Source organism: Halocella sp. SP3-1, from assembly GCF_003953885.1.
In the GTDB taxonomy this organism is placed as follows: domain Bacteria; phylum Bacillota; class Halanaerobiia; order Halanaerobiales; family DTU029; genus Iocasia; species Iocasia fonsfrigidae.
Genome location: NZ_CP032760.1, coordinates 3,322,141 through 3,348,766 on the forward strand (window position 1 = coordinate 3,322,141; position 26,626 = coordinate 3,348,766).

Sequence of the window (26,626 nt, forward strand, 5' to 3'; positions counted from 1 at the left end):
TATGCCTTTTCGAACACACACTTTAATAATTCAATATTAAGGATTATTTATATCACCTTATAAAACATAAACTTTATATAAAACAGCATAACTCTTTCATATGATATGATTTATTTATCACAGTATTTAACAAGTCATTATTATGTGATACTATTATATATGGTTGCGATATCCTGTTTAAAATATTAACCATTCTTTCTATAGCTTCTTCATCAAGACTGGCAAATGGCTCATCCAGCAGTAGTACTTCCGGTTCCATAGCCAGCACTGCTGCAAAAGATATTATCTTTTTTTCGCCTTGAGATAGATTGTAAGTAACCCTTTTTTCAAAACCGTTCATTTCTACTAATTCCAGGGTATCACGGACAATTTCCAGTGCTCTCTGCTTACTTTTTCCCAGATTCAAAGGACCAAAGGCAATATCTTCTTCTACTGTAGGACAGAATAACTGGTTATCTGAATCCTGAAATAAATACCCGACCCTTTCCCTGACTTCTAAAAAATCTTCTTTTTGCTGACGTTTCTTACTAAAAATAATAATATCTCCCTGTTGGGGATTTAGTAATCCCATAATAATCTTAAAGACTGTTGTTTTGCCACTACCATTAGGACCTATTAATCCTATTCTCTCTTTTTCTTTAAGTTTAAAATTGAAATTTTTTAATACCCGGGTACCATCATTATAATTAAAATTTACTTTTTTCAATTCAATCATACAATAACCCATCCCTTCTCCAAAAAAACAAACCAAATTATAATAATAAAAGAAACAATCGAAAAACACAGGTCATAGCTACTTAAACTAAAATCATCTATCATATAAAATTTACCTTTAAAACCCCTACATAACATAGATTCATACACCTTTTGAGACCTTTCATAACTCCTTATTAAGAGCATCCCAATTAAATATGCATATGATTTATAGGTATGAAGATTGGTTTTTGGTTTAAATCCCCTGATTAACATAGCAACACATAAATTATCAAATTCATTTTTTATAACATGTAAATAACGATAGACAAAAAAGAATAGATAAATAAGTTTATCAGGTATATACAGATAATTCATAGCATGAATAAGTCCTGACATAGAAGATGTAGCCAGAAAGGTAATTACCAATAACATAATTGCATTTGATCTTAATGTTATTATTATAGCATAAGATACTCCTTCTTTAGAAGCCAGGAAAGGACCTAGTTCAAACAAAACCTCACCAGGATATGTAAAGGGAATAAATAGCCAGATAAATAAAACAAATGCATTTATTATAAACAATCTCTGGACTACAGCCTTTAGATCCAATTTAGCCGTGATTATTAATATAATTGCCAGGAATAAAACCTGAATTAGCATTGCTATATTATCGCCAACTGCTATTGTCACTGCAAATATAATTGTTACTATTAACTTTAGACGAATATCTAATAAATACACCCAACTAGAGCCATCAGCAAATTTCTCATTAACCACTATTTATTCCTTCCCTTCGTAAAATATAAAGCAAATCCCATAATACCAAGTATATAACCTATCCCACCCAATATTTCTGTTATTCCTGGTCCTTTATTATTTTCAATACGGAGTAGTTTTCTATTTACAGGTGTAATCTTTTTATCAATTTCCTGGCTAATAATGGCTCTTAATTTATCTTCATTAAACACTGTAACTGTAGTATCTTTATTCTCTTTGCTATTTTTAATATTAATATCAGGCAGTTTATCTTTGTTTATTGTATATTCTGCCTGATGACCCATTCCAGCATTAAGAACAATCTTCAAATCAGTTTTAGCTGGTATTTCAAATTCATATAAACCACTATTGTTAGTAATACCCTGGTTTAAAAGTTCATTCTGTGAATTATAAACCTTCACCTCAGCATTTTTAGCTGCTGAACCATCTCCAAAACCACCCTCTACAATAACTTTTTCCTCTTCCACATAGGCATAAAGAATCACTTTATGTGCAATAGTAGGTACAGTAACGATAAAAATTATAGTGACAAAAAATATTATTAATAAAGGGTATTTAATTTTATTTAAGTTTAGTTTCATTATAACTGATTCCCCCTAAAATTTCTGGTTTTACCTTCTTAATAAAGAATACCACAAAAACACTTATTATTCCTTCTATAATCATAACCGGTAAGTGGGCAATAATTGCCAGTTTAGCAATCTGTTTAAACGATTGGTCTGTAAAGATTAATGAAAAAGCCAGGATTATTCCTGTTGAAAATACAGCAAATACTCCACAAAAAAAAGAAACCATCCCCAGATAAATATTGTTATACACTATCTTATGAACCTTAAAAAGATAATAACTAATAATGCCTGGTAAGGCAAAAATTAAGGTATTAACCCCCAGAGCACTAATACCACCAAATTGAAATAAAACACTCTGCAAAAACAAGGCTATAAGAAAGGCAGGAAAAATCCGCCAACCGAGAATAATTCCTGCGATTCCATTTAGGATCAAATGAACACTGGTCGGTCCTAATGGCACATGGATTAAAGAAGCTATAAACAAAGTAGCAGAGATAATAGCTGTTTTGGGGATATCTTCTTCAGACATAGTTTTTAAACCAACAGTTAGTCCCACAACTGTTATAGCAACCCCACTGATAAGAACAGGTGCAGAAAGAACACCTTCGGAAATATGCATATAAATTCCCCCTCTTTACTGAATTAATATTTTAAAATAAAATTTATGTAATCAACTTAGGTTATCCTTAAAATAAGGCCTGATTCTAAACTAAAATGATTATTATTATCATTATATAATAATCTTATATAAATGTCGAATCTCTCGTATCCAACATAAACTTAGATTAGTCAATCAACTACAGCAATTAGAACTCAAAATAGATATATTTTCTGGATTTATGTCATGATTATAAGTTAATAAACGAGCTGAATTGGCTACAACTGCTACTGAAGCAAGATTATGAATAATAGCAGCTGTAATTGGTGTTATATTGCCTATACTACTTAATACTATTCCTACTAAATTAACTAACACTGCAAAAACCCAGATATTTTGCTTTATTATCTGTAAGGTTTTTCTACTAAGGCCTAGAATTTGTGGAACCATTAAGAGATCATCTCCCATTAAAGCTATATCTGATGCTTCTATTGCAACATGGGTCCCAGCAGCCCCCATAGCAATTCCAACATCTGCCAGTACTAAAGCTGGACTATCATTTATACCATCACCTATCATAGCCACAATTTCTCCCCGCTGCTGTAGATTGCGAACTACAGCTAATTTTTCCTCAGGTAGTAATTCTGCCTTGAAATCAGTTATACCAAGTTCTTTAGCTATTACTTCAGCTGTCTGATGATTATCACCTGTCAACATAATTATTTTTTTGACTCCATCTCTTTTGATAGATTTAAGCGCTTCAGACGCATTTTCCCTCACAGTATCAGCAATAGCAATTGCGCCTATTATTGAATCATCGACAATTACCAGTAAAACCGTTTCACCCCTAGACTTTCTATCTACCAGATAATCACTAATTTTTGAAGGAATATTCCTATCAATAATCCTTTCATTACCAACTTTAACTTCTCTATTCTCAATTAGTACCCGAACCCCACACCCTGCTTCCATGGTAAATTCAGCTGTTGAAAGTAGTGAAAGCCCCAGCTCATCAGCTTTATTAATAATAGCAGTTGCTATAGGATGGCTAGATTTTTCTTCTGCTGAAGCAGCCAGACAGAGTACTTCATTTATTTCTTTATCAGCAAAAGACTTAATATTTACCACTGAGGGTTTACCCTCGGTTAAGGTCCCTGTTTTATCTACTAAAATAGAGGTAAGCTGACCAGCGGATTCTAAGGTAATGCCTCCTTTTACTAAGACACCTTTTTGGGCTGCATTACCCACACTGGCTACCACAGCTGTAGGAGTTGCTAATACCAGAGCACAAGGGCAGGCAATTACTAAAACAGTTATTGAGCGGATTAATTCCCCTGTAAAGATATAAACTAACAAGGCTAACAACAGAATTATCGGTGTAAAATATACCGCGAATTTATCAGCAACCTTCTGACGCTGTCCTTTATTGTCCTCCGCTTCTTTGATAACCCTAATGATTTTTCCTAAAGTAGTCTCAGCACCTACCTTGTCAACAGAAATTTCCAGAGCACCAGATTGATTGATTGTACCTGCATATACTTCACTACCTTCTGTTTTATCTACTGGCATTGATTCACCAGTAATAGCTGCTTCATTAACTGCTGAAGTCCCAGAAGCTACTATACCATCTACTGATATCCTTTCACCAGGCTTAACTAGAACAATATCCCCCTTCGATATTTTTGAAAGAGGTAAAACCTTCCACTGTCCGTCCCTTTTTACCGTAGCAGAAGATGGGGTTAATGTTATCAATTTCCTGACTGCATTTCTGGTTTTCTCAAGAGTAATGTCTTCAATAGCTTCACCGATAATCATCATCCAACCTACTATAGCTGCTGCCAGATAGTCATCAATATAAGCGGTTGCAGACATAGCAATAATCACCAAAACCCCTGCTGTAATTTTACGTTTCTTGATCATTATTTTTATAGTTGACCAAAATATATTAGCACCAGCAATGATTAATGGTACAAGGGCTAAGTTAAAACCGAGTATTTCATTTACACTATTAAAGACTGATAATATAATCATAAATAAAAGAATTAGGGGATAACTAAAAGTATTTATGTATCTAATAATCTGCTGACTGCTAAAATCCTGCTTGTAAAACATCTTAACACCTCCTCAAACTAAAAAATACGAAAAACTATGATTAAAACTACTGCTAAAACAATAATCCCAATGATTTTCTTTTTGTTTACTGTATTAGAACTTTCCTCATGAATATGGTCATGTTCATGTTTTTCCAATTCATCCAGGATACCATGGTCACCTTCATGCATATATTTCACCCCCTATCCTTTAAAAACCTATAAAAATATGTTATTATAACCCTATCCCCTGGAGGGGGATAATAAATCTATATCAATTATAATAAATTCTACAAGGATGTGTCAAGGATGTTCTACAAAAATAATCAAATTGACTGGAAAAAAATTTTATATCAAACAACAAAATTCTTACAATATCTAATTTCTATTAATACTTCAGGAAAAAATGAAAGCATACTGGCTCAATATACAGCTCAAATGTTAAATAATCACGACATAGAGGCTAAAGTATATGAAACAGAAAAAAAACGCGGTTCACTCCTGGCCCGTCTTCCCGGGGGCCAGAAAAGAGCTCTTATCTTACTAAGTCATTTAGATACTGCCCCTGTTTCTAAAGATAAATGGCCCTTTAATCCCTATTCAGGAAAAATAAAAAACAATTGGATTTATGGTAGGGGTGCCATTGACTGCAAGGGATTATTGGCTGTACATGTTGCCACAATAATAACTATTAAGCTGCTTAATCTCAAACTAGAACGGGACCTTTATTTAATCAGTACAGCCGGTGAAGAAGAAGGGGGTAAAATTGGTGTAGCAAGGCTTTTAGAAGAATGTCCTGACTTAAAAGATGCTGAATATGTACTTGCTGAAGGAGGCGGTTTCAGGGTTAAAGACAAAAATACTAATTATCAGCTCTGCCAGATAGGAGAAAAAGGCAGACTGAAACTTATTGTTAATTCAAAAACAAATAACAAACTCATTCTGAAGTATGCCCAAAAAACTGTCCAAACTTATAATCCAGATAATAAATTAGCCCTCCCTCAAACAGTTAGTAAGCGGCTGGATACAGAACGTATCTTTAAAAACAATGTCCTACAAAAGGAAAATATCATCACCTTTGAAACCATGGCAGCTCTGGACCTTAAAGATATTTATAATACCTTTACTAAATATATGAAAAAAAAAGATTCCCAGGCAGATATTAAAATCAAAAAATGGATACCCGGGAAAATAAGCAGTACAAACACGGAATTATATCAAACTTTAAAAAAAGAAACTATTGAGAAAGCAAAGGCTATAGTCATACCATATATAACTCCAGGCTATAGTGATAACCGTTTTTTCAGAGAGGTAGGTATAAAAGTCTACGGTTATCAACCTTTACTTGCAGATTGTAAACCATCCTGGATACACGGAATCGGAGAACGTATTAGCCTTGATTCTTTGAACTTCGGCATTCAGCTGCTTTTTAATATTATCAGCAGCGCTTTTTCCGAATCAAACTTTAAGTAATAGTTATTAATATCAATATAATAAACCCTTCCCTAACTTACGAATGGATTCTTATTTACTTCTATTAAAAGTAATTTATATTATTTAAAAAACTTATCAACTGCATCTTTTAGATCTTCTAAGACTTCACGATTATTCTCTTCAATTGCTTTAACTACACAGTGGTCAATATGATCATCTAAAATAATTTTGCCTACATTGTTGAGAGCAGATTTAACTGCAGCTATCTGTACCAATACATCACTGCAATCCCTTCCCTCTTCAACCATCTTTTTTATGGCTTTAGTATGACCAATAATCCGCGAAAAACGATGGGATATTTGTTTTAGGTTTGGATGATGGTGACTACTTTCATTTTTTTTTTCATTTAAGTCTGACATAATTATGAACCCCCTCCTGGGGATAATATAACCTATTATAAAAATAATGTCAAGGCCAAAACAAAAGTATAGTCCCCTTCTTTTCCCACAAATTAAATGTAATTTATTATCTATGGACTATTGTCAAATCATATTTTTTTATTTTATACTGTAAAGATTGTCTGGAAATTTTTAGTTCTCTTGCAGCAGCACTAATATTCCCAGCTGTTCTTTTTAATGCCATCTGAATCAGATTAGCTTCAATATTTTCTAGGGTTTCTTCTAATGGAGGGACTTTATTACCTGAAATAAGTAAGCCAAGATCATCTTTTAAATTTGCTTTTTTTTCCATACGTCCTTTTATATATTGAGGAATAGCATTTACACCTAATTTATTTGCATTCTGCAGGATATTAAAACTGCTTTCAATAACATGCTGTAATTCCCGAACATTTCCCGGCCAGTTATAATTATTAAATACCTTCCCCATCTCTACTGTAATACCTTTAATAGACCTAGAAAACTTTTTATTATATTTATTAATAAAATGCTCAGTCAAAAGCTGAATATCCCCCTCGCGCTCACGAAGAGGGGGAATTTCAATATAAACCACACTTAATCTATAAAAAAGATCCTCTCTCAATTTGTTTTCCTTAAGGGTTTTTTCTGCTGATTCATTAATGGTAGCAATAATTCTGACATCAATATCTATCTCTTTTTGACCTCCTATTCTTCTAACTTTTTTCTCCTGTAAAACCCTTAATAATTTTGCCTGTAATGCAGGATCCATAGCATTAATTTCATCTAATAGTATACTACCACCATCAGCATCTTCAAAAAGACCTGTGCGACTTCTAGCACCAGTAAATCCCCCTTTTTCTGTACCAAAAAGTAAGCCTTCTAAAAGGTCTTTCGGTAAAGCAGCACAATTTTGAGCAATAAATGGTCTACTATTTCTCCGACTTGCAGTATGAATACCCTGAGCAAATAATTCTTTTCCAGTTCCTGTTTCCCCAGCCAGTAAAACTGAGGAATCACTATCAGCAGCCTTAATAGCCATCTGTAGGGCCTTCTGTATTGTTTTACTCTTACCCACAATATCTTTAAAACTATAGCTGGTACTATTACTGGATTTTTGACTAATGCTTTTTTTCTTTTGGCGCTTTTTTATAATATCTGTACGCAGAGCGTTTATATTATTTACTAATTCCTTTAACTGGGTAATATCCCGGGAAACCTCCATAGCACCTGTTTCTCCATTCTCAAAGTTTAAAGGGATAGTACTATTTATAGTAGTTATTTTTTTCCCGCGGCAATTAATAAATGTTTGTTGATAATTACTTATCCCCTTTTTTTCTTTGAGTGTTTTCATTAAAGTACTTGTTTCTAAGGTCAATGAAGGATATGTTTCAAAAACATTTTTACCTAATACTTCTTCAGGGTCAAGCCCATCAATTTCAGAAACCTTTCTATTATAAAATATGGTATAACCCTCCTGATTAACAATATGTATTCCTTCATCCAATGAATTAAGAATAAATCTAAGATTTTTATCATCAAACTGTATCATAAAAATTCACCACCTCTTAACCTATTATTCAAGCCGAACACAAAATATCCTGCACTACATGCAAAATATCTTTCTTCTTTATGAAAAATATTTTGCATGTATAGACCTATCTAAATAATAAATATACTGGTCTTAAAGATTCTATACTTATTCCAGCTTTCCAGTAGAATCAATAATCCTTTATTAGAAAACCAGTTCATTATATACTAATATACTATCCCTTAATATAAACTTGCTTACTGCAGTTTTTCTTGCATTTCCCCCCTCTAAAGAATAAAATTTTATTCTTTAATACTATGAGTTTTAACAACTTCTATTCCCCTGACACTGCCACAGGAGTGACATGAAGGTATCTTTTACTTCTGTTTTTACAAGAAATAGTGCTGGCACTACTTCTTGTAAATATGGAATAATTTATGCAAGATATATTATTGGATTTATGACAAATAAAATAGTAAAAACCAATTGAAAGAAGGAGAAAATCTAATGCGTAACTATCATGAAATAAGTCTCTGGAAAAACACATCAGAAGAAGAATGGAATGATTGGAACTGGCAAGTTAAGAACAGAATTACCACCGTAGAAAACTTAAAAAAAGTAATAAACCTTAGTGATCAGGAGACAAGAGAAATTGAAGATTCTCTTAGCACATTAAGGATGGCCATCACCCCTTATTATGCAACATTAATGGACCCTGAAGATAGAAATTGTCCTATTCGCAAACAGGCAGTTCCCACATCTAAAGAATTACATCTAGGGAATGCCGATATGGAAGACCCACTCTATGAAGATATTGACTCACCAGTTCCAGGCCTAACTCATCGATACCCGGACAGGGTTTTATTATTAATTACAGATCAATGCTCTATGTACTGCCGCCACTGTACAAGACGCAGATTCGCAGGTATAAAAGATAAGGCCCTACCAGTTAGTCAAATAGAAAAAGCAATTGATTACATTAAAAATCATTCTGAGGTACGAGATGTGCTTTTATCAGGTGGAGATGCACTTCTCATGTCTGATGACAAATTAGAAGAAATCATTAGTAAAATATATAAAATACATCATGTTGAAATAATTCGGCTGGGCACAAGGACTCCCTGTGTTATGCCTCAGAGAATTACTAATAAACTGGTAAAAATGTTAAAAAAATACCAGCCAATCTATGTTAATGTCCAATTTAATCACCCCATGGAAATAAATCCGAGTAGTGCAGCTGCTGCTACAAAATTAAATGATGCCGGAATACCTGTAGGTAACCAATCAGTATTATTAAAAGGAATTAATGAACAACCAGCAGTTATGAGACAGTTAGTTCAAGACCTTCTTAGGATTAGAATTAAACCCTATTACCTCTATCAATGTGACCTTTCTAAAGGAATTGAACACTTCCGGACCCCGGTAAGCAGAGGAATTGAAATAATTGAATCTCTCAGACAACACACTACAGGAATGGCAGTTCCTACTTATGTTATTGATGCGCCTGGAGGTGGTGGTAAAATCCCTGTCAGCCCACAATATTTAATATCACAATCTGAGGGAAAAGTAATCTTAAGGAATTATGAAGGTAAAGTCTTCGCCTATACTGAACCTGACTTTAATCCAAATAATCATAATACAGCTGAAGGTATAAGAGGTGTCAGCAAATTAGCCCAAAATGAGAAATTTTCTTTAGAGTAAAAAAATCAAACCGCACCTTTCATAACAGGTGCGGTTTACATTTTAAAACCAGCTTATATTTCTATTCTTTCACAGTTCTCTCTTCTATAAATACCCCTGTCTCTAAACCCATAACTTCTCTTAACAGATGTTCAGCAAGATGATAAGTAGCCATTGCATCCTTTCTTATTCAAAATAAAAAGCAAAAGATATTTGTGTTATTTTATCTTATAGCTTATGAAAATCTTTTGATTCATTATCTATATTTTTATATTTTTCATCAAAGGGTTTAGTAATATTTAAACATATTGGGGTCACAAAATAATCAGCTAAAAGCGCTACTAAAATCCCTACTCCCGCTAAAATTCCAAAATGAACATAAAATTTAACAATAGAAGTCAAATATGCTGTAAAATTCAAGATTAATATTAGGGAAGTCATAAACAAAGATTTTCCAACTGTCCTAAAGGTATGTTCTATAGATAAAACATAATCTCCCCTCTTCTGGTATTCATATTTAGCATGATTAATGAAATGAATTGTATCATCTACGGCCAGTCCCATTAACATTGGAATTATTACTGAAGTCATCATATCAAAAGGAATGCCGAAAATTCCCATAACCCCTCCAACTGCTAGAGCCGGTGATATATTAGGAATTAATCCAATTAAACCCACCTTGACACTAGCAAAGACAATCATCATTAAAACAGCAATTATAAGCATTGCAATTAAAAAAGCCTTTACTTGACCTAGTGAAACCTTATACATCATATCTGTATATTTGGCAATTGATCCACTGACAAACACCTTGCCCTCTGGGAAAAATTCCTGGCCCAGCTGTTCTATTTTTTGAAGTTCGTCAGATATTTCCTTTTGTTTATAGTCAGAAATTTCCACTCTAATCCGCAATTTTTTATAGTTATAATCAACCCATTTATCTATTTCATTTCCTCCAGCATTTTCATATAATAGTAATGTTTGAGCTACCATCGGTCCTGTCTCGGGTATTTTATAATATTCAAGACTGCCATCATTTAAAACCTGATTTAATTCCTTCAATGTATCTAAAAGTGAAGTAGTCCTTTTAGTAAGCGGAAATTCTTCTATCTCCTGAATAAATATATCTAATTTCTGTAAAAATTCCAGGTCTTTAACTATATTATCTTTTTCAAACTCAATCCCTATATCATAACTATATAAAGAACCAATTTTCGTTTCCCCTACACTTAACATCCTATCTACATAAGGAATTTTCCTCCCCATTGTCCTTTCATTATCAAAATCCACTTCAGTTTTTGTTATTCCATAGACAGATACCAGTGTTAAAACAATAAAGATAATTATTATTGGTTTAGTATTATTTAAAGTCCATTTCCCAAAATTACCTAGTTTTTCTTCCAGTCCGCTACTTTTTTTATTATTTATTTTAGCAGTAACTTTTTTATCCCTTCCAAAACTCAAAAAAATCGGGAAAACTATTAAAATCAACAAATAAGTAACAGCTACTATTCCAGCAGTAGTATATCCAACCCAATTTAAAGACTTTATTTTAATAAACACAAACGACATTAAAGCAAAAATAGTTGTTAAAGCAGTAAATAAAAGGGGCCAGCCTGTCTTTTCTATTGCTATTACTACTGCTTCTTTTCTCTTTCCTGTTTTTAATAGTTCTTTTTTAAAAAAATTAAAGAGATGAATTGAATAACCTACCGCTACCGCTAAACCTAAAAATAAAGGCATGGGAAGTATTGAAGGTTGGACTGTTGTTTTAAAATATCCTTCAATCCCTAAGGTAATAATCATTGCCCCTATAGCAGTAATAATCGGAAAAATAACCCCTCTCCATGAACGCAAAAATATTCCTAATAAAATTACTGATATTATTAAGCCTAGCCCCATCAAGCGCGGTGTTTCTTTAGCAAAAAAAACCCTTTTATCTACATTTATGCAAGGCATTCCAGTTGTTCTAGGATTTAAATCCTTATACTTTTCCTGACGGGCAATTTTATTTACTACCTTCCCGGTAATATAATTTGGGGCAACAGGTTTTGATAAATCAAATTCCTTATATAGTCCATGATACTCTTTAGCTTTATTCTGTAAATAAGTTAGATAGTCTTTGTTTTTTCGCCAATTATCTGGGTCTTTTTTTAAATTACCTAAAATCCAGGTCTCTTTTCCATCATCAGAAACCAACCTATTAAAAAGCGATTTTTTTGCTAAAGCTCTTCTCTTTAATTCAGCTAGTTCTTTTGTATTATCTGGTATTTCCTCAGGTATAAGATCACCAATATCTATACCCCAGTCTGTACCATTAATATATTCGAAATCTGTAATCGAAATTATATCATCTACTAAAGGGACTTTATCTTCTAACTCCTCTGTTAACTCCCTTATTTTTTCTAGATTCTCTTTCTTAAAAACATCATCAAGCTGAACATGTACCGCAAATATATCTGTATTGCCAAACATCCTTTCGAATCTATTCTCTAATACTATTACCGGATCATCATCAAAATACCAGGCATCATTAGAAGAATCACTTTCTATCCCCTTCAATCCGTTAAAAGCAAAACCAAGCAAAAGAACAAACATAATTAAAATTAAATAACGATATTTTATTATTTTTTTACCTAATGCTCTAAACTTAGTATTTATTTTTTCTAAGTTCATTTAAACACTCACCTCACTTAAGTTATGTAAAAATGTACTATCTTTATTAAAACTAAAAATTATATTTAACCTTTACCCATAATGAATCATTATCATCATAGTTTGCAAACTCCCCTTCATTCCCAAAGAAATAATCTATCCCCGTTAAGAAATGAAGGTTGTCATTAACTGCATAATCTAAAGAAATTCTATTAAAACCATCCCTCTCATCGGTTTCATAATAAACCATATTAGCAAGTTCAAAGGTCTCTCTACAGAACTTCTTGCTTAGATTCAATGTCAGGATAGTCTGACTCTCATCTTCTTTTATTTCATCTTCATAATCAAAGATATATTTATTGGTAAGCTGGGTAGTTACTGTCCAGTTGTTTCCAGGATACCAGTCTAACCCTGCTAAAGAATGGACATAATCCCTTTCCAACAGTCCATAACTATCAGCAGAAAAATATTTCCCCTGATAATAGGCTGATTCAAACCTGATTACAAAATCATTTACTGGTTTTGATAAATCAAGACCGTAGAATCTTAAACGGTGGTATTCTGGTGTAAAGGTAGTACCTGTTTTATGATAGACAGCTTCATCATCCCATAAATAGGCTGTTGAAAAGGAAAAGTCTATTCCGTTTAGATAAAAAGATAATCTTGCTGCCAGTTCACTATTTCCTAACTCATCTTCAACTTCTTCTGCTGGATTTATGGTAATATTGTCTTGCCTACTTACATACCAGGGATTATCCTCATCCTCAGGATATACTGGCTCTGTAAAGGTAGGAATCCAGACTAACTCTAAATCAGCCATAGGAAACAAATATCTGTATTTTACTGAATCTACCGGGATCCTTATCTCATCAAAATCCCTGGTAATATATTCACTATAATCACAGGGAGAGAGTACATCAGTTATCCTTACCCCATCTGCCTTCCCCCAGCTATAGATCTGTCTGCCAATTTTTACATCCCACAGGGGCCGGGTATATTCAAGATAGGCTTCATGAATCTCTACTTCTAACTCATCGTCTTCTATTATTCCATTACTAACCCCATTTAAAGAGGCAAACATATACATATTATCACTACTATTCCTAAGATTTAATCTAAACCTTGAACGTTCACCAATAAAATCATGATCGTCTTTTAATTTTATCGAATAATAGCTTTCTAAAAAACCATCAAACTGCATTCCCTGAGCTAAAACATTATTAACTGCAAAAATTAAAAACACTATAATTAATAAGGAAAATACTAGCAGTTTTCTCATCCTACACCTCCAGCTAATTGCCAGCTGGTATTATCAACTGGCAATTTTATTGGTCATTTCACTAATATCTGATATTCCCCCGTTTTAACATTGAGGTCCTAAATAGATTATCATCCATTGCTACATTAAATTTAAGTTCTGTCATATCTATAATAGTCTGGTGTTCATCCTGTTTGTTAACCATTAACCTTTGTTTAGGGGTCCAGATCCCATCTATCTCGACAATATCTTTAGCCTGGTAGGTTTTTAGTAAACCATATTCGTTATAGTAGTCAGTCTTTATTGCCATAGCTATATCCTGTCTTATCCAGGATATCTTCTTGCTATAATCCCCTTCATCAATTTCTTTAGGAATTGATTGAATAACCCAGCATTGATACCCATTTAGCTCTTCTTCTCGCAATAGAGTATGTTTATCTTCATCTACATTCCTGTCTCCCATATCATCATAGGTGAAATCTGTTCCCATAAAATAGTCATCATTGGAACTCCCACTGATTCTCCTTATTTTTCGTAAAGCAGGCATATAAAGCCATCTATTATCTTCCTTATCCTCGTCATCATACTCCCAGCTTAAATAACCTGTACCCTTCACATCTCCCGGGCTTTCAAAGATCATAATTGCTTTAGTGTCTTTCCCATAGTCTTTCTGATAACTTACTACCTCTCTTATCCGCTTATCACCTACCTTATTGATTAAGGTCATTACCATTTTTGCCTTCCTTGTATCACCATCATCCCTATTATCAACCTTCACCATAATATCTCTCCCTGTCAGTTCAGTTGCCTGAACAACAGTTCCAAGGACTAAGATTAACAATAAAAACACTAATAATATTCTATTTCTCATTTTAATTTCACCTCAAATTTATTATTATTTAAAACTATCAGCTAAAATGAACTAAACCAGCGGGTACAACTATTCTCTGAACACAGTTATTAACTATTTCTATATAATATTTAAAGCTATCTTTATATTTTTTCCGACCCTTAAAAGTATTTTTTTCACTCAATTTCAATTATGCCAGACTCCATCCCTCTGCCTTTTCACGTATAGACATAAATTTTTTATAAATTTTTCCTTCTCTAATCAACCCTTTATGGGTTCCCTGTTGTACAATTTCTCCATCATCCACAACAAGAATCTGATCTGCATTTTCAATGGTTGCCAGTCTGTGAGCAATAGTAATCATAGTCTTCCCTTTTACCAAAGAAGTAATAGCGCTCTGGATTTTATGTTCATTTTCAGGGTCAACACTGGCGGTTGCCTCATCCAGTATGACAATAGGTGCATCCTTCAGTATTGCCCTGGCTATAGATATTCGCTGTTTCTCTCCCCCTGACAGAGTAGAACCGGTATCTCCAATAACTGTTTGATACCCCTCTGGAAGTTTCATTATGAATTCATGACAACACGCCTTTTTAGCTGCCTCAATAACCTCTTTCTTACCTGCCTCTGGATTACCAAACTTTATATTGTTATAAATAGTATCATGGAAGAGATATACATTCTGAAATACCATACTAATATTTCGCAAAAGACTATTACAACTCATCTCTCTTATATCCCTACCACCAATTGATATACTCCCCTTGCTGACATCATAAAATCTTGCTAACAAACTACAAATAGTAGTTTTGCCACTACCTGAAGGTCCGACAATAGCTGTAGTTGTTTTTTCTGGGATTTTAAAACTAAGATTTTTAATAACATCCTTTTGTTCATAAGCAAAAGATACATTCTTAAATTCAATATCATAAGAAGATAGAGTTAATTCCTTTCCATTCTTATCAATAAATTCGGCCTCTTTAATCTTTTCTAATTTGTCCATTGTAGCATCAATAATCTCCAGTACATGGGCAGCATTATTAATCGACTCTACATGCCCAAATATTATAAAGGAAAAGATTAACATCATTAACATATTTGGTACGGCCATTTCTCCCTTAGCAGCCATCGTAGCCGCTGCAAGTACAACTGCCACAGAAGCCAGCTTAAGGGAAAATAAATGCAAACAATTCGCAGGAACATAATCCATTTCAATCTTGACATTTATATCTCTACTTTTTCTATAGGCCTTTTCAATCCCTTCTCTGGAAACCCCCACCTGTTTAAATGCCTTCACTATAGGAATCCCTGTAATATATTCTATAGTTGCTGCAACCATAGAATCCTGTGCTTCCTGATGAACCGGTGCATTTCGATTACTACGATTACTAAGAAGCCTTAAAAACACAGCTGATAATCCCACCCCAGCAAGACAAATTAAGGCTATAATATAATTATAGAAAGCCAGACATAATATCATGGTAAGGGTACATATATATCCATTAACTACATTATCTATCATCTTCATACCGTACATTTCAACATATGAAAAATCAGTTGTAACAGCAGAAGCTATTTTCCCTGCATTATTTGAGTCAAAGAATCCCAGGGATACTTTCTTGAGAATATTACCTATTTCAATTCTTTCCTTAGCAGTAATCTCATAACCTATACTTTCCTGGGACTTCGCCCTTAAATACGAAAACAATGCCCTTCCCAAAACTAATAAAATAAGAAAAGCTAAGATATATAAGACCCAGTCCATACTCAACTGCTGACTTCCATTCCTATCAAGAATAATAAAATTTAAAACATAGGCTGCCCCCATTATCGGTAAAGCAATTAAAATACTTAAAAAGAAAGAGTAAACAAAACCTAGATAAAGCCGTTTTTTATCTTCACCAGTCCATTTAATAATTCTCTTAATTGTTTTAAACATTGGATACCACCTCACCTTCAATATTCTGATCACTATTAGCAGCCCAGGCCTTACTGCCAATATGGGCCTGCCACATATCCCTATACAGCTTACAATCCTTTAAGAGTTTTTCATGACTGCCAGTATCCTCAATCCTACCATTATTGATAACAACAATGGTATCAGCATTCCTGATAGTAGATAATCTATGGGCAATAACTAATAATGTCTTTCCTTTGGTAAGAGCAGCAATTGACTTTTGAATCTTATCTTCATTTTCAGGGTCGGCAAAAGCTGTAGCCTCATCAAGCATGACAATAGGTGCATTTTTAAGAATTGCCCTGGCAATAGCAATCCTCTGCTTCTCCCCTCCTGAAAGTTTATTTCCAGCTTCCCCTGCCAGGGTATTATATCCCCCATCCAGCTCTTCAATAAATTCATGACAGCAGGCCGCTTTAGCTGCCTCTTTTACCTCTTCATCAGAGGCCTTGGAATTTCCCAGACGGATATTTTCCAATAAAGAAGAATTAAAGAGGAAGTTATCCTGGGTCACAAAACTGACAGTATCTGTTAGTTGGGTTAGAGGGATATCTCTGAGATCAGTATCCCCAATTTTAATAGCACCCTCACCTACATCCCAGAACCTGGCCATCAATCTTGCAATAGTAGATTTTCCGCCACCTGATGGACCAACCAGAGCCGTAAAACTTCCCTCTGGAATTTCTAGATCAATATTTGTCAAAACATTTTCTTTATTATTTTCATCTTGCAGATAAGAGAAAGATACATTTTCTAGTTTTATATTATAATTCTTTAATTTTACCTGCTGCCTGACAGACGGCAGTTCTTTCAGATTAAGGAATTGATCAACATCCCTTAGAGCATATTCAATTGACTTAAGGTCATTTACAAAGACCGTAAACTTTGTCAATGTTTCCACTATTCCCAGTGATAAAATAATTGATATTGTCAAATCAGCTGGAGTTAATGACTCAGTAATATAAAGATACATTCCTAGCGGTAATGTACCTAATAATGTTGACGGTAAAATTGCACTTCCCAAGTTCATTAATTTCCAGGTACTCTGGAACCAATCCAGGGTATAATCCTTAAAATCGTTTATTGCCTTTTGAAATTTTTCATAGGAAATAGCAGCATGATTAAAGGCCTTAATAACTTCAATACCCTCAATATACTCTACAATTACACCATTTACATAATTACTTGCTTTCATATAATCATCATACTTTTTGTTATATGTTCTCATCACAATTCCATAGGGAATGGCGGCAAGGGGTATAGATATAATGCCTGCAATAGCCATCCGCCAGTCAACAACAATCAAATAAACCAAAACAGAAACTGCCAGAAGCAGACTAGATAATCCCTCTGGAATTAAATGGGCTAATGGTAGTTCAATGGTTTCTACCCTATCTACTATTACATTTTTCATCTTACCTATGCTTTCATTTAATACTGTACCTAGAGGTACCTTCATTAACTTATCTGCAATAGCAAGACGGATATTTTCCAATATCTTATAAGCTGACCTATGAGACAAAACAGTAGAGAAACCATAAAATAAGATCTTAATAAGATATCCTCCCAGACAGATTCCTGCCCAGTATAAAATTTTACTACCTGTCTGTGTACCTGCAAAAAACATAATAATAATATGGTAAACCCCCAGATAAGGAAGCAAACCACCAAATACACTAATAATCGCCAGTAAAATAGATAGTGATAGCTTAATCTTACTACCTTTAGTATAAGAAAATAAAATACCTACCCAGCTTTTCTCCTTCATTTATATCTCCCCTCTCATTTCTAATATCATTCCATAGATTTTGGATGTATTTATCAAAAAAAACTCCCCTCTTGCTTTCTGTTTTTTAGGGATTCCTAAACTCAAACTAAAAAAATTAATCTCTTAAAATATCAATAAATAAATCTTTAAGATATTTCTTATTCCTCTTGTAAATATTTTTGCCAGCCATCATATTACAATTTATAACAAAAGCATGATAGAGGGTATACAGAAAATTTATCTTTTCTCTCAACTTTTCTTTCCCCATGTCAGGGTGTTTTTCAATAATAATATTCACAGTAAGATCAACATATTTTTCCTGGATTAAACGGAATTTTTCCATAAAATCATTATCATAATAACTTTCATACAATCCCATTAAAAAAAGTCTTCTTTCAGCAAAGTCTTCAAAGATACTCTCTGCTAAATAGTCTACCACTTCCCCTATTGTATCCTGATTATCAGCAAACATCTGTCCCAGATAAGCAATAGTATTATCTGATTTTTCCTCTAAAATAGCAAAGTAAATCTCTTTTGTATTTTTAAAATAATAGTAAAAACCGCCTTTAGATAAGGTAGTTTCATTAATAATATCCTCCATGTTTGTATCTTTAAATCCTTTTCTTAAAAAAACTTTCTGTGCTGCCTGTTTTATCTCTTCTAACCGCTCCTCTCTGCTTTTCCTTGTATAAGTTTCTATTGTTATCACCTCTGTTCTGATTTAATCGACGCTGACGTCGGTTAGTTTTAAAAAAATATTCAAGCTATTTTTTGAAACTTTTTTTAATTTATTCGTCTAATACACCTTAAAATCTAAGTGAGAATAATTTTTGTTCTCACTTAGATTTTATAATATTTACCCATAATTATCAAATATATTATTCTCTACTAACTACTATTATAACTAATCATCTTACTAATAAACCAAAATTCTTAATAATACTTACTCACTGTCCTATACTCCATAGTATTTATTTCTAATCTTTAGCTAAAGCGGCTTTACTAATCTCCCAACTTTTTGCCTTCATTCGTCTATCCCAGAAGTCCTTATATTTTCCCTCTTCTTCTACAAGCTGATTATGATTACCCTTCTGTACAAGATTTCCATTTTCTAATACTAAAATCTGGTTTGCACTACGAATAGTCGATAACCTGTGAGCAATCACCACCAGGGTCTTATCTTTAACCAGTTCATTGATAGCCAGTTGAATATATTTTTCATTCTCCGGGTCAACACTTGCTGTTGCTTCATCCAGTAATATAATAGGGGCATCTTTCAAAATAGCCCTGGCAATTGAGATCCTCTGTTTTTCACCACCAGACAATGATGAGCCACCTTCATCAACCATAGTGTCATACCCATCTGGCAACTCCATAATAAAATCATGGCATCTGGCTTGTTTAGCAGCTGCTATTACTTCTTCACGACTAGCCTCCGGGTTTCCAAATTTAATATTATTAAAAATCGTATCATTAAAGAGATATACATTCTGAAAAACCATACTGATGTTAGATAAAAGACTATCACAAGTCATTTCTTTGACATTAACCCCACCAACTCTGACTTCACCCTTCTGTACATCCCAGAAGCGGGCAATCAAATTGGCAATGGTAGTTTTACCAGAACCAGATGACCCCACCAGGGCTGTCATACTTTTTTCAGGTATTGCAAAACTAATATTCTGTAATACCTCCTTATCGTCATAAGCAAAAGAAATATCCTTAAATTCAATATCAAAGCTATCAAGCTTAATATCCCTGCCATTTTCATCTATAATCTCTATATTTTTCAGGGCATCATATCGATCAAGCCCGGCCTCCATAATCCTGATTTCGGCACTCAGTAAACTCAAAGCATTAAAGGGTAAGTATATACGGAAGATAAATACAAAGATCATCAACATTATGGACATATTTAGACTCCCGTAAACAGTAAAACTACTAGCCAGCAAAATAGTTAAGCCAATTCCCAGGGCAAAAATACTCTCAAAACGAAATATATAAGGCATAAAACCCTTTTCCATCTCTATAGAAATATCTCTGAACTCTTCAAAAGCCTTTTTAGTCGCCTTTGCTTTGTCTCCACTCATATTGAAGGCCTTTATTACTGACATCCCCTGCACATATTCCAGAACAGCAGAAATTAATTCTGATTGTTTATCCTGTCTAATAACAGAATGTTTTTTCCCCACTGCTAAAATCTTCTTGAGCAAAAAGACTCCAATTAAAAAAGCTAAAATTGATATTACTGCTATTCTGTAATCAATAATCAGCAAAAAAATACAAGCCACCATAGCATTGACATAAGCGATAACAACTTTGTCAATGGCATTCATAGCATACATCTCAATAAAATTTATATCAGAGGTAATTACGGCCGAAATATAACCCTTATTCCCTTCACTAAAATAACCCATGGGAAATCTCTTAAATCTATCACCAATTTTTATTCTTTCCCGGGCGAAAATCTCAAAACCAGTACCACTCTGCAAAACATAGATAACCCTTTTTAATACACATTGTAAAAGCAAAGCAGTTATAATAATACCACCACTTATCCAAACATCATTTACATCCAAAGCATCATTCATTATCCCAATTAATATATATAAGATTATAAAGATAGGGACATTATTAAAAATAGCTTCAAAAAAACTTACAAACATGGCCAGTTTTATTTTGCCTGCAAACTCACCTGCCAGCTTTAATACCCTTTTAATAATACTAAGCATTTAAACTGCCCCCTTTTACATTGATATTCCAATCCATAGCATCTGTATGTGCCTTCCACATTTTTTGATAAATTTCTGATTTGTCTAGTAGTTCTTGATGGGTTCCCTGGGCTGCTATCTGACCATTATCCATTACTATAATATTATTAGCAGCTGTAATAGTTGATAAACGGTGGGCAATCACTATCAAGGTTTTACCTTTAATTAAATCATTTAAAGCCTCCTGGATTTTATCTTCATTTTCCGGGTCAGTAAAGGCAGTGGCTTCATCAAGAATAATAATTGGGGCGTCTTTTAATAAAGCCCTGGCAATTGATATCCGCTGTTTTTGCCCCCCAGAAAGCTTATTACCAGCATCACCAGCCAGGGTATCATATCCCTTATCTAATTCCATAATAAAATCATGACATTGGGCAATCCTGGCCACCTTAATAACTTCTTCGTCTACAGCCTCAGGTCTTCCCATCCGAATGTTTTCCATAATGGAAGTATCAAAAAGGAAAATATCCTGTGATACATAACTAATTGAATCCATTAATTTAGCAAAGGGTATATTTTTAATATCTATATTATCAATTTTAATTTCACCATCTTTAACATCCCAGAATCTAACCAGCAATTTAGCAATAGTTGATTTGCCAGACCCCGATTCACCAACCAGAGCAGTAACTGTATTCTCTTTAGCAGTAAAACTAATATCACTTAAAACTTCTTCTTCATCATAAGCAAAACTTACCCGCTTAAATGAAATATTGCTGTTTCTCGGAATTTGTTCAAGTTCACTCTTCACCAGTTCCTGACTATCTAAAATTTGATTGATTGCTTGACTCTTTTTGGTAAGCATTGTAATTGATTCTATAAACCTGGCTAATTTGCTAAGGGGTTCGCCTAAACTCATGGATAAAAGCATAGATAAAATATAAACACTCAAAGGAAGGCTTCCCTGAAGGTAAAACAGGGCACCAAATGGTATCACAAATAACATGGTACAGGGTAAGATAGTAAAAAACCCTGCCATATATGTCCATGATTCTCGATACCAATCAAGGGTAAACTTCTCATAATCCCTTACTGATTCTGTATATTTTTTAAAAGATGTAGTTGTCTGGTTAAAAATCTTAATTACTTCCATCCCACCTATATATTCTACAATATTAGCATTCATTTCAGCACCAGCTTTAAACCAGGATTCTAATTTTTCCTTATTACTATTCATCATTAGATGGAATATAAACATTGAAACCGGAATATTTCCTAAAGACAAAAGAGCCATCCGCCAATCAAGGAAAAATAAATAAACTACTATTGACAGTGGGACTATAATATAGGAGACACCCTCTGGAATCATATGGGCTAAGATTAATTCCATTTCCTCAATCATATCAACAAAAATATTCTTTAATTTACCGGAGCCCCTCTTTTTTATTTCACCCATGGGCAGTCTAAGTAATTTATCAGCCAGCTTCTTGCGCATACCCATCAGTGTATCGAAAGCAACCTCATGGGAATTAGCCATCGCCTTCAAAAAAAAGAATGATTTAGCCAGTAAAGACAAGCAAATTAACCCTGATATTAACAAGAGATAATTGAAATTAAGCGGCAAATCTCCCATATACCTCATTATAATCCTATACACCAGATAAAAAGGAATTATACCAATAAAAACACTTAAGACTGCCAGTAATACCGCCGTATATAACTTATAATGATATTCTTTAGCAAAAGCAAAAACCTTTTTTATTTCTTTCATTTTTTCACCTTCTTTTTAAGGATTTTGAAGTAAACACTCCAACCCAGGCTACAAGCCCTTTTTCCTGATTAATTCCTCATGTCTGCCTTCCTCTACCAGTCTACCTCTGTCCATCACAATAATCTTATTAGCACTCCGCATAGTCGAAAGACGGTAGTCAATAATAACAACAATTTTTTAAAACTTCCATTTCTATTTAAGTATTTTAAACCACCTTGATAGTTCCTTTCGACCCCTAAAAGTATTTTTTTCACTCAATTTCATTAGACTCTCTTATTTTCCCTGAAAACAAAATTATTTCTATCACTTTACTCTGCAGATATAACACTTCAATAATCAACCCACAATCCCAGCTGCTTTTCGCAATTAAAAAGGTACAATAATTGCTGGCATATTAAGTTTTTTACTGATCTGAATCAACTTATTATCAAAAATTATTCTTTTCAACTATCTAGATAATAAGTGTTAATTATTTTGATACTGCGTCTTTAACATTGAGGAAAAGATTCCTTGTTTTTCTTTTAATTCCAAGGATGTGCCTGTTTCTACGATAGTACCTTCTTTAATAACAACAATCTTATCAGCTCCTAAAACGGTTCTCATCCGGTGAGCAATAACCAAAACGGTTTTGTTTTTGATAAGCACGCTAAGTGCACTTTGGATTTTGCTCTCATTTTCCGCATCAAGGGATGCTGTAGCCTCGTCAAGCAGGATAATCGGAGCGTCTTTTAGTATTGCTCTGGCTATTGAGATCCGCTGTCTTTCGCCTCCGGATAATCTTTCTCCATTTTCTCCAATCAAGGTATCGTATCCTTGCGGAAGCTTCTTCATGAACTCATCGCATTGAGCCAGCTGTGCCGCTTTCCTTACTTCTTCATCGGTTGCGTCTTTCTTGCCAAGACGAATATTTTCCATCACACTGGAATTAAAGAGGGTAACGTCCTGAAAAACGATTGAAAAATTATTTAGCAGGGTTTCAGGGTCAATCCGGGAGATATCTTCTCCGCCCAAGGTGATGACGCCTTTGTCTATATCCCAGAAACGCGCAGACAGCTTTGCTACCGTACTCTTCCCGCCGCCGGAAGGTCCTACCAGTGCAGTAACGTCGCCCTGCTTTGCCATAAAGCTTACATCCTTTAATATCTGCACACCGTCCTGATATGAAAAATCGACGTTTTTGAATTCGATATCGTAGTTTTTAGGATAAAACTCCGATTTCCCCTCTTGTCTTGGCATTTCATCCATCTCTTTCATGCGGTTTATTCGCACGTTGAGAAACAAAAGCAGTGCAAGGTTGTTCATTGCATCCATGATCGGGTTATAAATACGTGAGGTAACTACAAGAAAAACAAGATAAGTAAAAATATTTACAGAACCTGTTGCTAAAAGATAAGCACCATACAATATAACACTTGGAAGTCCAAGCTTTAAAAACACATAAGATAGGTTGATAAATGCGCCTAACAAAAGTTCTCCTTTAATCATAAACTTTTCGTAATCATCTAACTTGGAGTTTAAAGTATTCGAAAAGACCTCTTCTCTGTTATAGGATTTTATTTCATGAGCTAAGTCAAGTCCCTCTTGGATATTGTCTGAGATCTCCCTTTTTATATTATAAAGGTTTGTATGCATTCTGTTTTGAAACTTTCTCGACAGAAAAAAAACTAAGACTGCAACCGGAACTACCCAAAAAACAGCAAGAGACAACTTCCAGTTGTAAAAAAACAGCATTACTCCTATAATCAGAACATTCAATACTGCTGCATAAATTTGAGGAACAGCATGAGAAAATAGCATCTCGATCTGTGTAGCATCTTCCATTATGGTAGAGCTTAAATCGGCAACATCCTTTTTGCCAAAAAAGGCCAACGGTAGTTTTCTTAGTGTTTCAGCTAGACTGATTCGTCTCCTGGCGCTTTCTTCGTAAATTTTGGTGTAGGTCGAATTATATTGAAAATACGCAATAACCAACATTACGAGGAAAAACGCTACAGACATAATAACATAGTAGAAAATGCTGCTTCCCTGGTTGTGTGAAGAGTTTAGAAGTAAACTCATATATTCATCTAAAAATTTAAAGCCGAGGATAACCGGAATCATAAAGCTAATGTCCATCACTATGGTCCAAATTATCGAGTAAATAAGGTCTTTCGCTCCTTTTTCAGACATCGCATATTTTTTTTGAAAATATTTAATCATTTTTTACCTCCTTGCTTACAGTGCGTAATGTCAAAAATATTTTAAAATATATTGTCAAAACCCTATTATAGTAGGGATTTGATCTTAAATACTTGTCACCCCCCCTCTTTTTGAGGTATATTTAGGTTGCTTATTTACCTTTTTAAACCACAAATAGAAAAGGCGGTGACAAACTTTGAAACAAATTATTAATGTCTTACTTACTTATATTCAAATTCAATATCATATTATTTGCTATCTCTTGACTTTACTTGTTAGTAAAGACTTCATGCCCAAAGATGAGATTCCCATCAGCAAGAAATATCATCATCTTCAAGTTGATGATTTACCCATTATTGAAGTCCTGGAAAAGCTTGATTACCAAAAACTAATAATTGCTTACGAACAGGAACATGGTAAACCTCTTAAACCTGTCAGACGCCGTAACGCCAAATACAAAGTTCCTGAGTCTATGACCTGCCCAAGATGTGGTGCCCCACATATTTATCTTTATGATAATACTGGTGGTCGTGGTCAATATCTCTGTAAAATTTGTAAGACTAATTTTAATGATAAAAATCGCTTTTCTAAAACTGTTATCTTTAGGTGTCCCCATTGCTCTCGTACTCTAGAACAAATTAAAGAGCGTAAGAATTTCTATATCTACAAATGCAAGAATGATGACTGCTCTTTTTATCTTAAAAACCTTAGATCCATGAGTAAAGAAGAGAAAAAACACTTTAAAAAATATCCCCATAAGTTTAAAGTTAGATACATTTACAGAGAATTTGACTTTGACTTTCAACCATTGAGCAAGGAGTCTCCAGATTTACCTAAAGTTGATATCTCAGGAATACATTCTTCACCACATACTCTGGGGTTAATCCTTACTTACTATGTTAATTATGGTCTTTCTTCTCGCAACGTAGCTGCTATCATGGAAGATGTTCATAATGTTAATATCTCTCATCAAACTGTAATTAACTATGCTGATTCAGTTGGTTATCTAGTTAAACCCTATTTAGATAATTATCCTTATGAGCTTTCTGACTCTTTCTGTGGTGATGAAACCTACATTAAGGTTTATGGCAAGTGGCAGTATATTTTCTTCTTCTTTGATGCTGTGAAAAAGATTATTCTATCTTACCATGTCTCACCTAATAGAGATACACCTTCTGCAATTAAAGCTATTAATGATGTCCTTACTAAGATGGATACTATCCCTGATAACCTCAACTTCGTAGTTGACGGTAATCCTATCTATCTTCTGGCTAAACATTATTTCTATCAACAGGGTATTAATTTTGATATCACCCAGGTTCTCGGCCTTACTAATGACGACCCTGTCTCAAAGGAAAATCGACCTCTAAAACAAATTATTGAAAGACTCAATAGAACTTTTAAAAAAAGCTACAGATCAAGATGTGGTTTTAAGTCTTCTAAAGGATCAGTATCATACGTGAACCTTTTTGCAGCATACTTCAATTTCTTAAGACCACATTCAGCTCTAGAGAAAAAAGTACCTGTAACTGTACCTCAGCTTATTAATCTGCCTAACTTGCCTGCAAGATGGGGCAAGCTGATTGAACTAGCTCAAGAGCATATACTCTACGAGCAACAGCATTCTGCTTAATCTTTATATCTATTTAGCAGAACCCGAGGCAGCTAAAAGCTTTATCTAAGCATT

At 33.9% G+C, this 26,626-nt stretch carries 20 protein-coding genes; 3 read left to right on the top strand and 17 right to left on the bottom strand.

The annotated features are described in order from the left end of the window. Window positions 1-73 precede the first annotated feature (73 nt). From D7D81_RS15820 to D7D81_RS19615, 6 genes are all read right to left on the bottom strand, one after another. Window positions 74-715 carry an energy-coupling factor ABC transporter ATP-binding protein gene (locus tag D7D81_RS15820; RefSeq protein WP_125991006.1) on the bottom strand — a complete coding sequence of 214 codons (642 nt, stop codon included), beginning with the start codon at window positions 713-715 and terminating at the stop codon, window positions 74-76. Next, the gene (cbiQ, locus tag D7D81_RS15825; protein WP_125991007.1) at window positions 712-1,473 is read right to left on the bottom strand and encodes a cobalt ECF transporter T component CbiQ; all 762 of its coding nucleotides are present in this window, start codon (window positions 1,471-1,473) and stop codon (window positions 712-714) included. Before cbiQ ends, D7D81_RS15820 begins: the two co-directional genes overlap by 4 nt. Next, window positions 1,473-2,054 carry a NikL family nickel/cobalt ECF transporter subunit gene (locus tag D7D81_RS15830; RefSeq protein ID WP_125991008.1) on the bottom strand — a complete coding sequence of 194 codons (582 nt, stop codon included), beginning with the start codon at window positions 2,052-2,054 and terminating at the stop codon, window positions 1,473-1,475. Before D7D81_RS15830 ends, cbiQ begins: the two co-directional genes overlap by 1 nt. Then, window positions 2,035-2,661, bottom strand: a complete 627-nt coding sequence (gene cbiM / locus D7D81_RS15835; RefSeq protein WP_125991009.1) for a cobalt transporter CbiM — start codon at window positions 2,659-2,661, stop codon at window positions 2,035-2,037. Before cbiM ends, D7D81_RS15830 begins: the two co-directional genes overlap by 20 nt. 174 nt (window positions 2,662-2,835) lie before the next feature. Beyond that, window positions 2,836-4,752, bottom strand: coding sequence for a heavy metal translocating P-type ATPase (locus tag D7D81_RS15840; RefSeq protein WP_125991010.1), 1,917 nt, complete (start codon window positions 4,750-4,752; stop codon window positions 2,836-2,838). Between the two features lie 17 nt (window positions 4,753-4,769). After that, on the bottom strand, window positions 4,770-4,922 hold the full coding sequence (locus D7D81_RS19615) for a hypothetical protein (protein WP_164522294.1): 153 nt from the start codon (window positions 4,920-4,922) through the stop codon (window positions 4,770-4,772). A gap of 117 nt (window positions 4,923-5,039) precedes the next feature. On the opposite strand from D7D81_RS19615, the gene D7D81_RS15845 reads away from it, so the two are divergent. Further along, window positions 5,040-6,203, top strand: coding sequence for a M20/M25/M40 family metallo-hydrolase (locus D7D81_RS15845; RefSeq protein ID WP_125991011.1), 1,164 nt, complete (start codon window positions 5,040-5,042; stop codon window positions 6,201-6,203). Between the two features lie 80 nt (window positions 6,204-6,283). Here the strand turns inward: D7D81_RS15845 and D7D81_RS15850 are convergent, their stop codons facing one another. Further along, window positions 6,284-6,583, bottom strand: a complete 300-nt coding sequence (locus tag D7D81_RS15850) for a metal-sensing transcriptional repressor (RefSeq protein WP_205739243.1) — start codon at window positions 6,581-6,583, stop codon at window positions 6,284-6,286. Window positions 6,584-6,689: 106 nt separating this feature from the next. Then, entirely contained in the window at window positions 6,690-8,132 is a 1,443-nt protein-coding gene (locus D7D81_RS15855; protein ID WP_125991013.1) for a sigma-54 interaction domain-containing protein, read from the bottom strand. 486 nt (window positions 8,133-8,618) lie between these two features. Here D7D81_RS15855 and kamA point away from each other — a divergent pair, with 486 nt between their 5' ends. Beyond that, on the top strand, window positions 8,619-9,812 hold the full coding sequence (gene kamA, locus D7D81_RS15860; protein ID WP_125991014.1) for a lysine 2,3-aminomutase: 1,194 nt from the start codon (window positions 8,619-8,621) through the stop codon (window positions 9,810-9,812). A 207-nt stretch (window positions 9,813-10,019) separates the two neighbouring features. Here kamA and D7D81_RS15865 read toward each other — a convergent pair whose 3' ends face one another. The 9 genes from D7D81_RS15865 to D7D81_RS15905 form a co-directional block, all read right to left on the bottom strand. Continuing rightward, window positions 10,020-12,467, bottom strand: coding sequence for an efflux RND transporter permease subunit (locus D7D81_RS15865; RefSeq protein WP_125991015.1), 2,448 nt, complete (start codon window positions 12,465-12,467; stop codon window positions 10,020-10,022). 52 nt (window positions 12,468-12,519) lie between these two features. After that, window positions 12,520-13,725 carry a DUF1302 family protein gene (locus D7D81_RS15870; RefSeq protein ID WP_125991016.1) on the bottom strand — a complete coding sequence of 402 codons (1,206 nt, stop codon included), beginning with the start codon at window positions 13,723-13,725 and terminating at the stop codon, window positions 12,520-12,522. Window positions 13,726-13,786: 61 nt separating this feature from the next. After that, complete coding sequence (locus tag D7D81_RS15875) at window positions 13,787-14,575, bottom strand: outer membrane lipoprotein-sorting protein (RefSeq protein ID WP_125991017.1); 789 nt, start codon at window positions 14,573-14,575, stop codon at window positions 13,787-13,789. Window positions 14,576-14,744: 169 nt separating this feature from the next. Then, on the bottom strand, window positions 14,745-16,493 hold the full coding sequence (locus tag D7D81_RS15880; RefSeq protein ID WP_125991018.1) for an ABC transporter ATP-binding protein: 1,749 nt from the start codon (window positions 16,491-16,493) through the stop codon (window positions 14,745-14,747). Beyond that, entirely contained in the window at window positions 16,486-18,279 is a 1,794-nt protein-coding gene (locus D7D81_RS15885; protein ID WP_125991019.1) for an ABC transporter ATP-binding protein, read from the bottom strand. The genes D7D81_RS15880 and D7D81_RS15885 overlap by 8 nt, the downstream gene beginning before the upstream one ends. A 115-nt stretch (window positions 18,280-18,394) precedes the next feature. Next, entirely contained in the window at window positions 18,395-18,988 is a 594-nt protein-coding gene (locus D7D81_RS15890; RefSeq protein ID WP_164522295.1) for a TetR/AcrR family transcriptional regulator, read from the bottom strand. A 268-nt stretch (window positions 18,989-19,256) separates the two neighbouring features. Then, window positions 19,257-21,011, bottom strand: coding sequence for an ABC transporter ATP-binding protein (locus tag D7D81_RS15895; RefSeq protein WP_125991021.1), 1,755 nt, complete (start codon window positions 21,009-21,011; stop codon window positions 19,257-19,259). Continuing rightward, window positions 21,004-22,761 (bottom strand): ABC transporter ATP-binding protein, encoded by a 1,758-nt coding sequence (locus D7D81_RS15900; RefSeq protein ID WP_125991022.1) that lies wholly within the window; start codon window positions 22,759-22,761, stop codon window positions 21,004-21,006. The genes D7D81_RS15895 and D7D81_RS15900 overlap by 8 nt, the downstream gene beginning before the upstream one ends. A 465-nt stretch (window positions 22,762-23,226) precedes the next feature. Beyond that, complete coding sequence (locus tag D7D81_RS15905) at window positions 23,227-24,960, bottom strand: ABC transporter ATP-binding protein (protein ID WP_125991023.1); 1,734 nt, start codon at window positions 24,958-24,960, stop codon at window positions 23,227-23,229. Window positions 24,961-25,135: 175 nt separating this feature from the next. Between D7D81_RS15905 and D7D81_RS15910 the strand changes: the two genes are divergently transcribed. Further along, on the top strand, window positions 25,136-26,572 hold the full coding sequence (locus D7D81_RS15910) for a DDE-type integrase/transposase/recombinase (protein ID WP_125991024.1): 1,437 nt from the start codon (window positions 25,136-25,138) through the stop codon (window positions 26,570-26,572). Window positions 26,573-26,626: the final 54 nt, after the last annotated feature.

Coding starts and splice junctions, on each gene's coding strand:
- D7D81_RS15820 (WP_125991006.1), bottom strand. CDS start 715: ATGATTGAATTGAAAAAAGTAAATTTTAATTATAATGATGGTACCCGG.
- D7D81_RS15830 (WP_125991008.1), bottom strand. CDS start 2,054: ATGAAACTAAACTTAAATAAAATTAAATACCCTTTATTAATAATATTT.
- cbiM (WP_125991009.1), bottom strand. CDS start 2,661: ATGCATATTTCCGAAGGTGTTCTTTCTGCACCTGTTCTTATCAGTGGG.
- D7D81_RS15840 (WP_125991010.1), bottom strand. CDS start 4,752: ATGTTTTACAAGCAGGATTTTAGCAGTCAGCAGATTATTAGATACATA.
- D7D81_RS19615 (WP_164522294.1), bottom strand. CDS start 4,922: ATGCATGAAGGTGACCATGGTATCCTGGATGAATTGGAAAAACATGAA.
- D7D81_RS15845 (WP_125991011.1), top strand. CDS start 5,040: ATGTTCTACAAAAATAATCAAATTGACTGGAAAAAAATTTTATATCAA.
- D7D81_RS15850 (WP_205739243.1), bottom strand. CDS start 6,583: ATGTCAGACTTAAATGAAAAAAAAAATGAAAGTAGTCACCATCATCCA.
- D7D81_RS15855 (WP_125991013.1), bottom strand. CDS start 8,132: ATGATACAGTTTGATGATAAAAATCTTAGATTTATTCTTAATTCATTG.
- kamA (WP_125991014.1), top strand. CDS start 8,619: ATGCGTAACTATCATGAAATAAGTCTCTGGAAAAACACATCAGAAGAA.
- D7D81_RS15865 (WP_125991015.1), bottom strand. CDS start 12,467: ATGAACTTAGAAAAAATAAATACTAAGTTTAGAGCATTAGGTAAAAAA.
- D7D81_RS15870 (WP_125991016.1), bottom strand. CDS start 13,725: ATGAGAAAACTGCTAGTATTTTCCTTATTAATTATAGTGTTTTTAATT.
- D7D81_RS15875 (WP_125991017.1), bottom strand. CDS start 14,575: ATGAGAAATAGAATATTATTAGTGTTTTTATTGTTAATCTTAGTCCTT.
- D7D81_RS15880 (WP_125991018.1), bottom strand. CDS start 16,493: ATGTTTAAAACAATTAAGAGAATTATTAAATGGACTGGTGAAGATAAA.
- D7D81_RS15885 (WP_125991019.1), bottom strand. CDS start 18,279: ATGAAGGAGAAAAGCTGGGTAGGTATTTTATTTTCTTATACTAAAGGT.
- D7D81_RS15895 (WP_125991021.1), bottom strand. CDS start 21,011: ATGCTTAGTATTATTAAAAGGGTATTAAAGCTGGCAGGTGAGTTTGCA.
- D7D81_RS15900 (WP_125991022.1), bottom strand. CDS start 22,761: ATGAAAGAAATAAAAAAGGTTTTTGCTTTTGCTAAAGAATATCATTAT.
- D7D81_RS15905 (WP_125991023.1), bottom strand. CDS start 24,960: ATGATTAAATATTTTCAAAAAAAATATGCGATGTCTGAAAAAGGAGCG.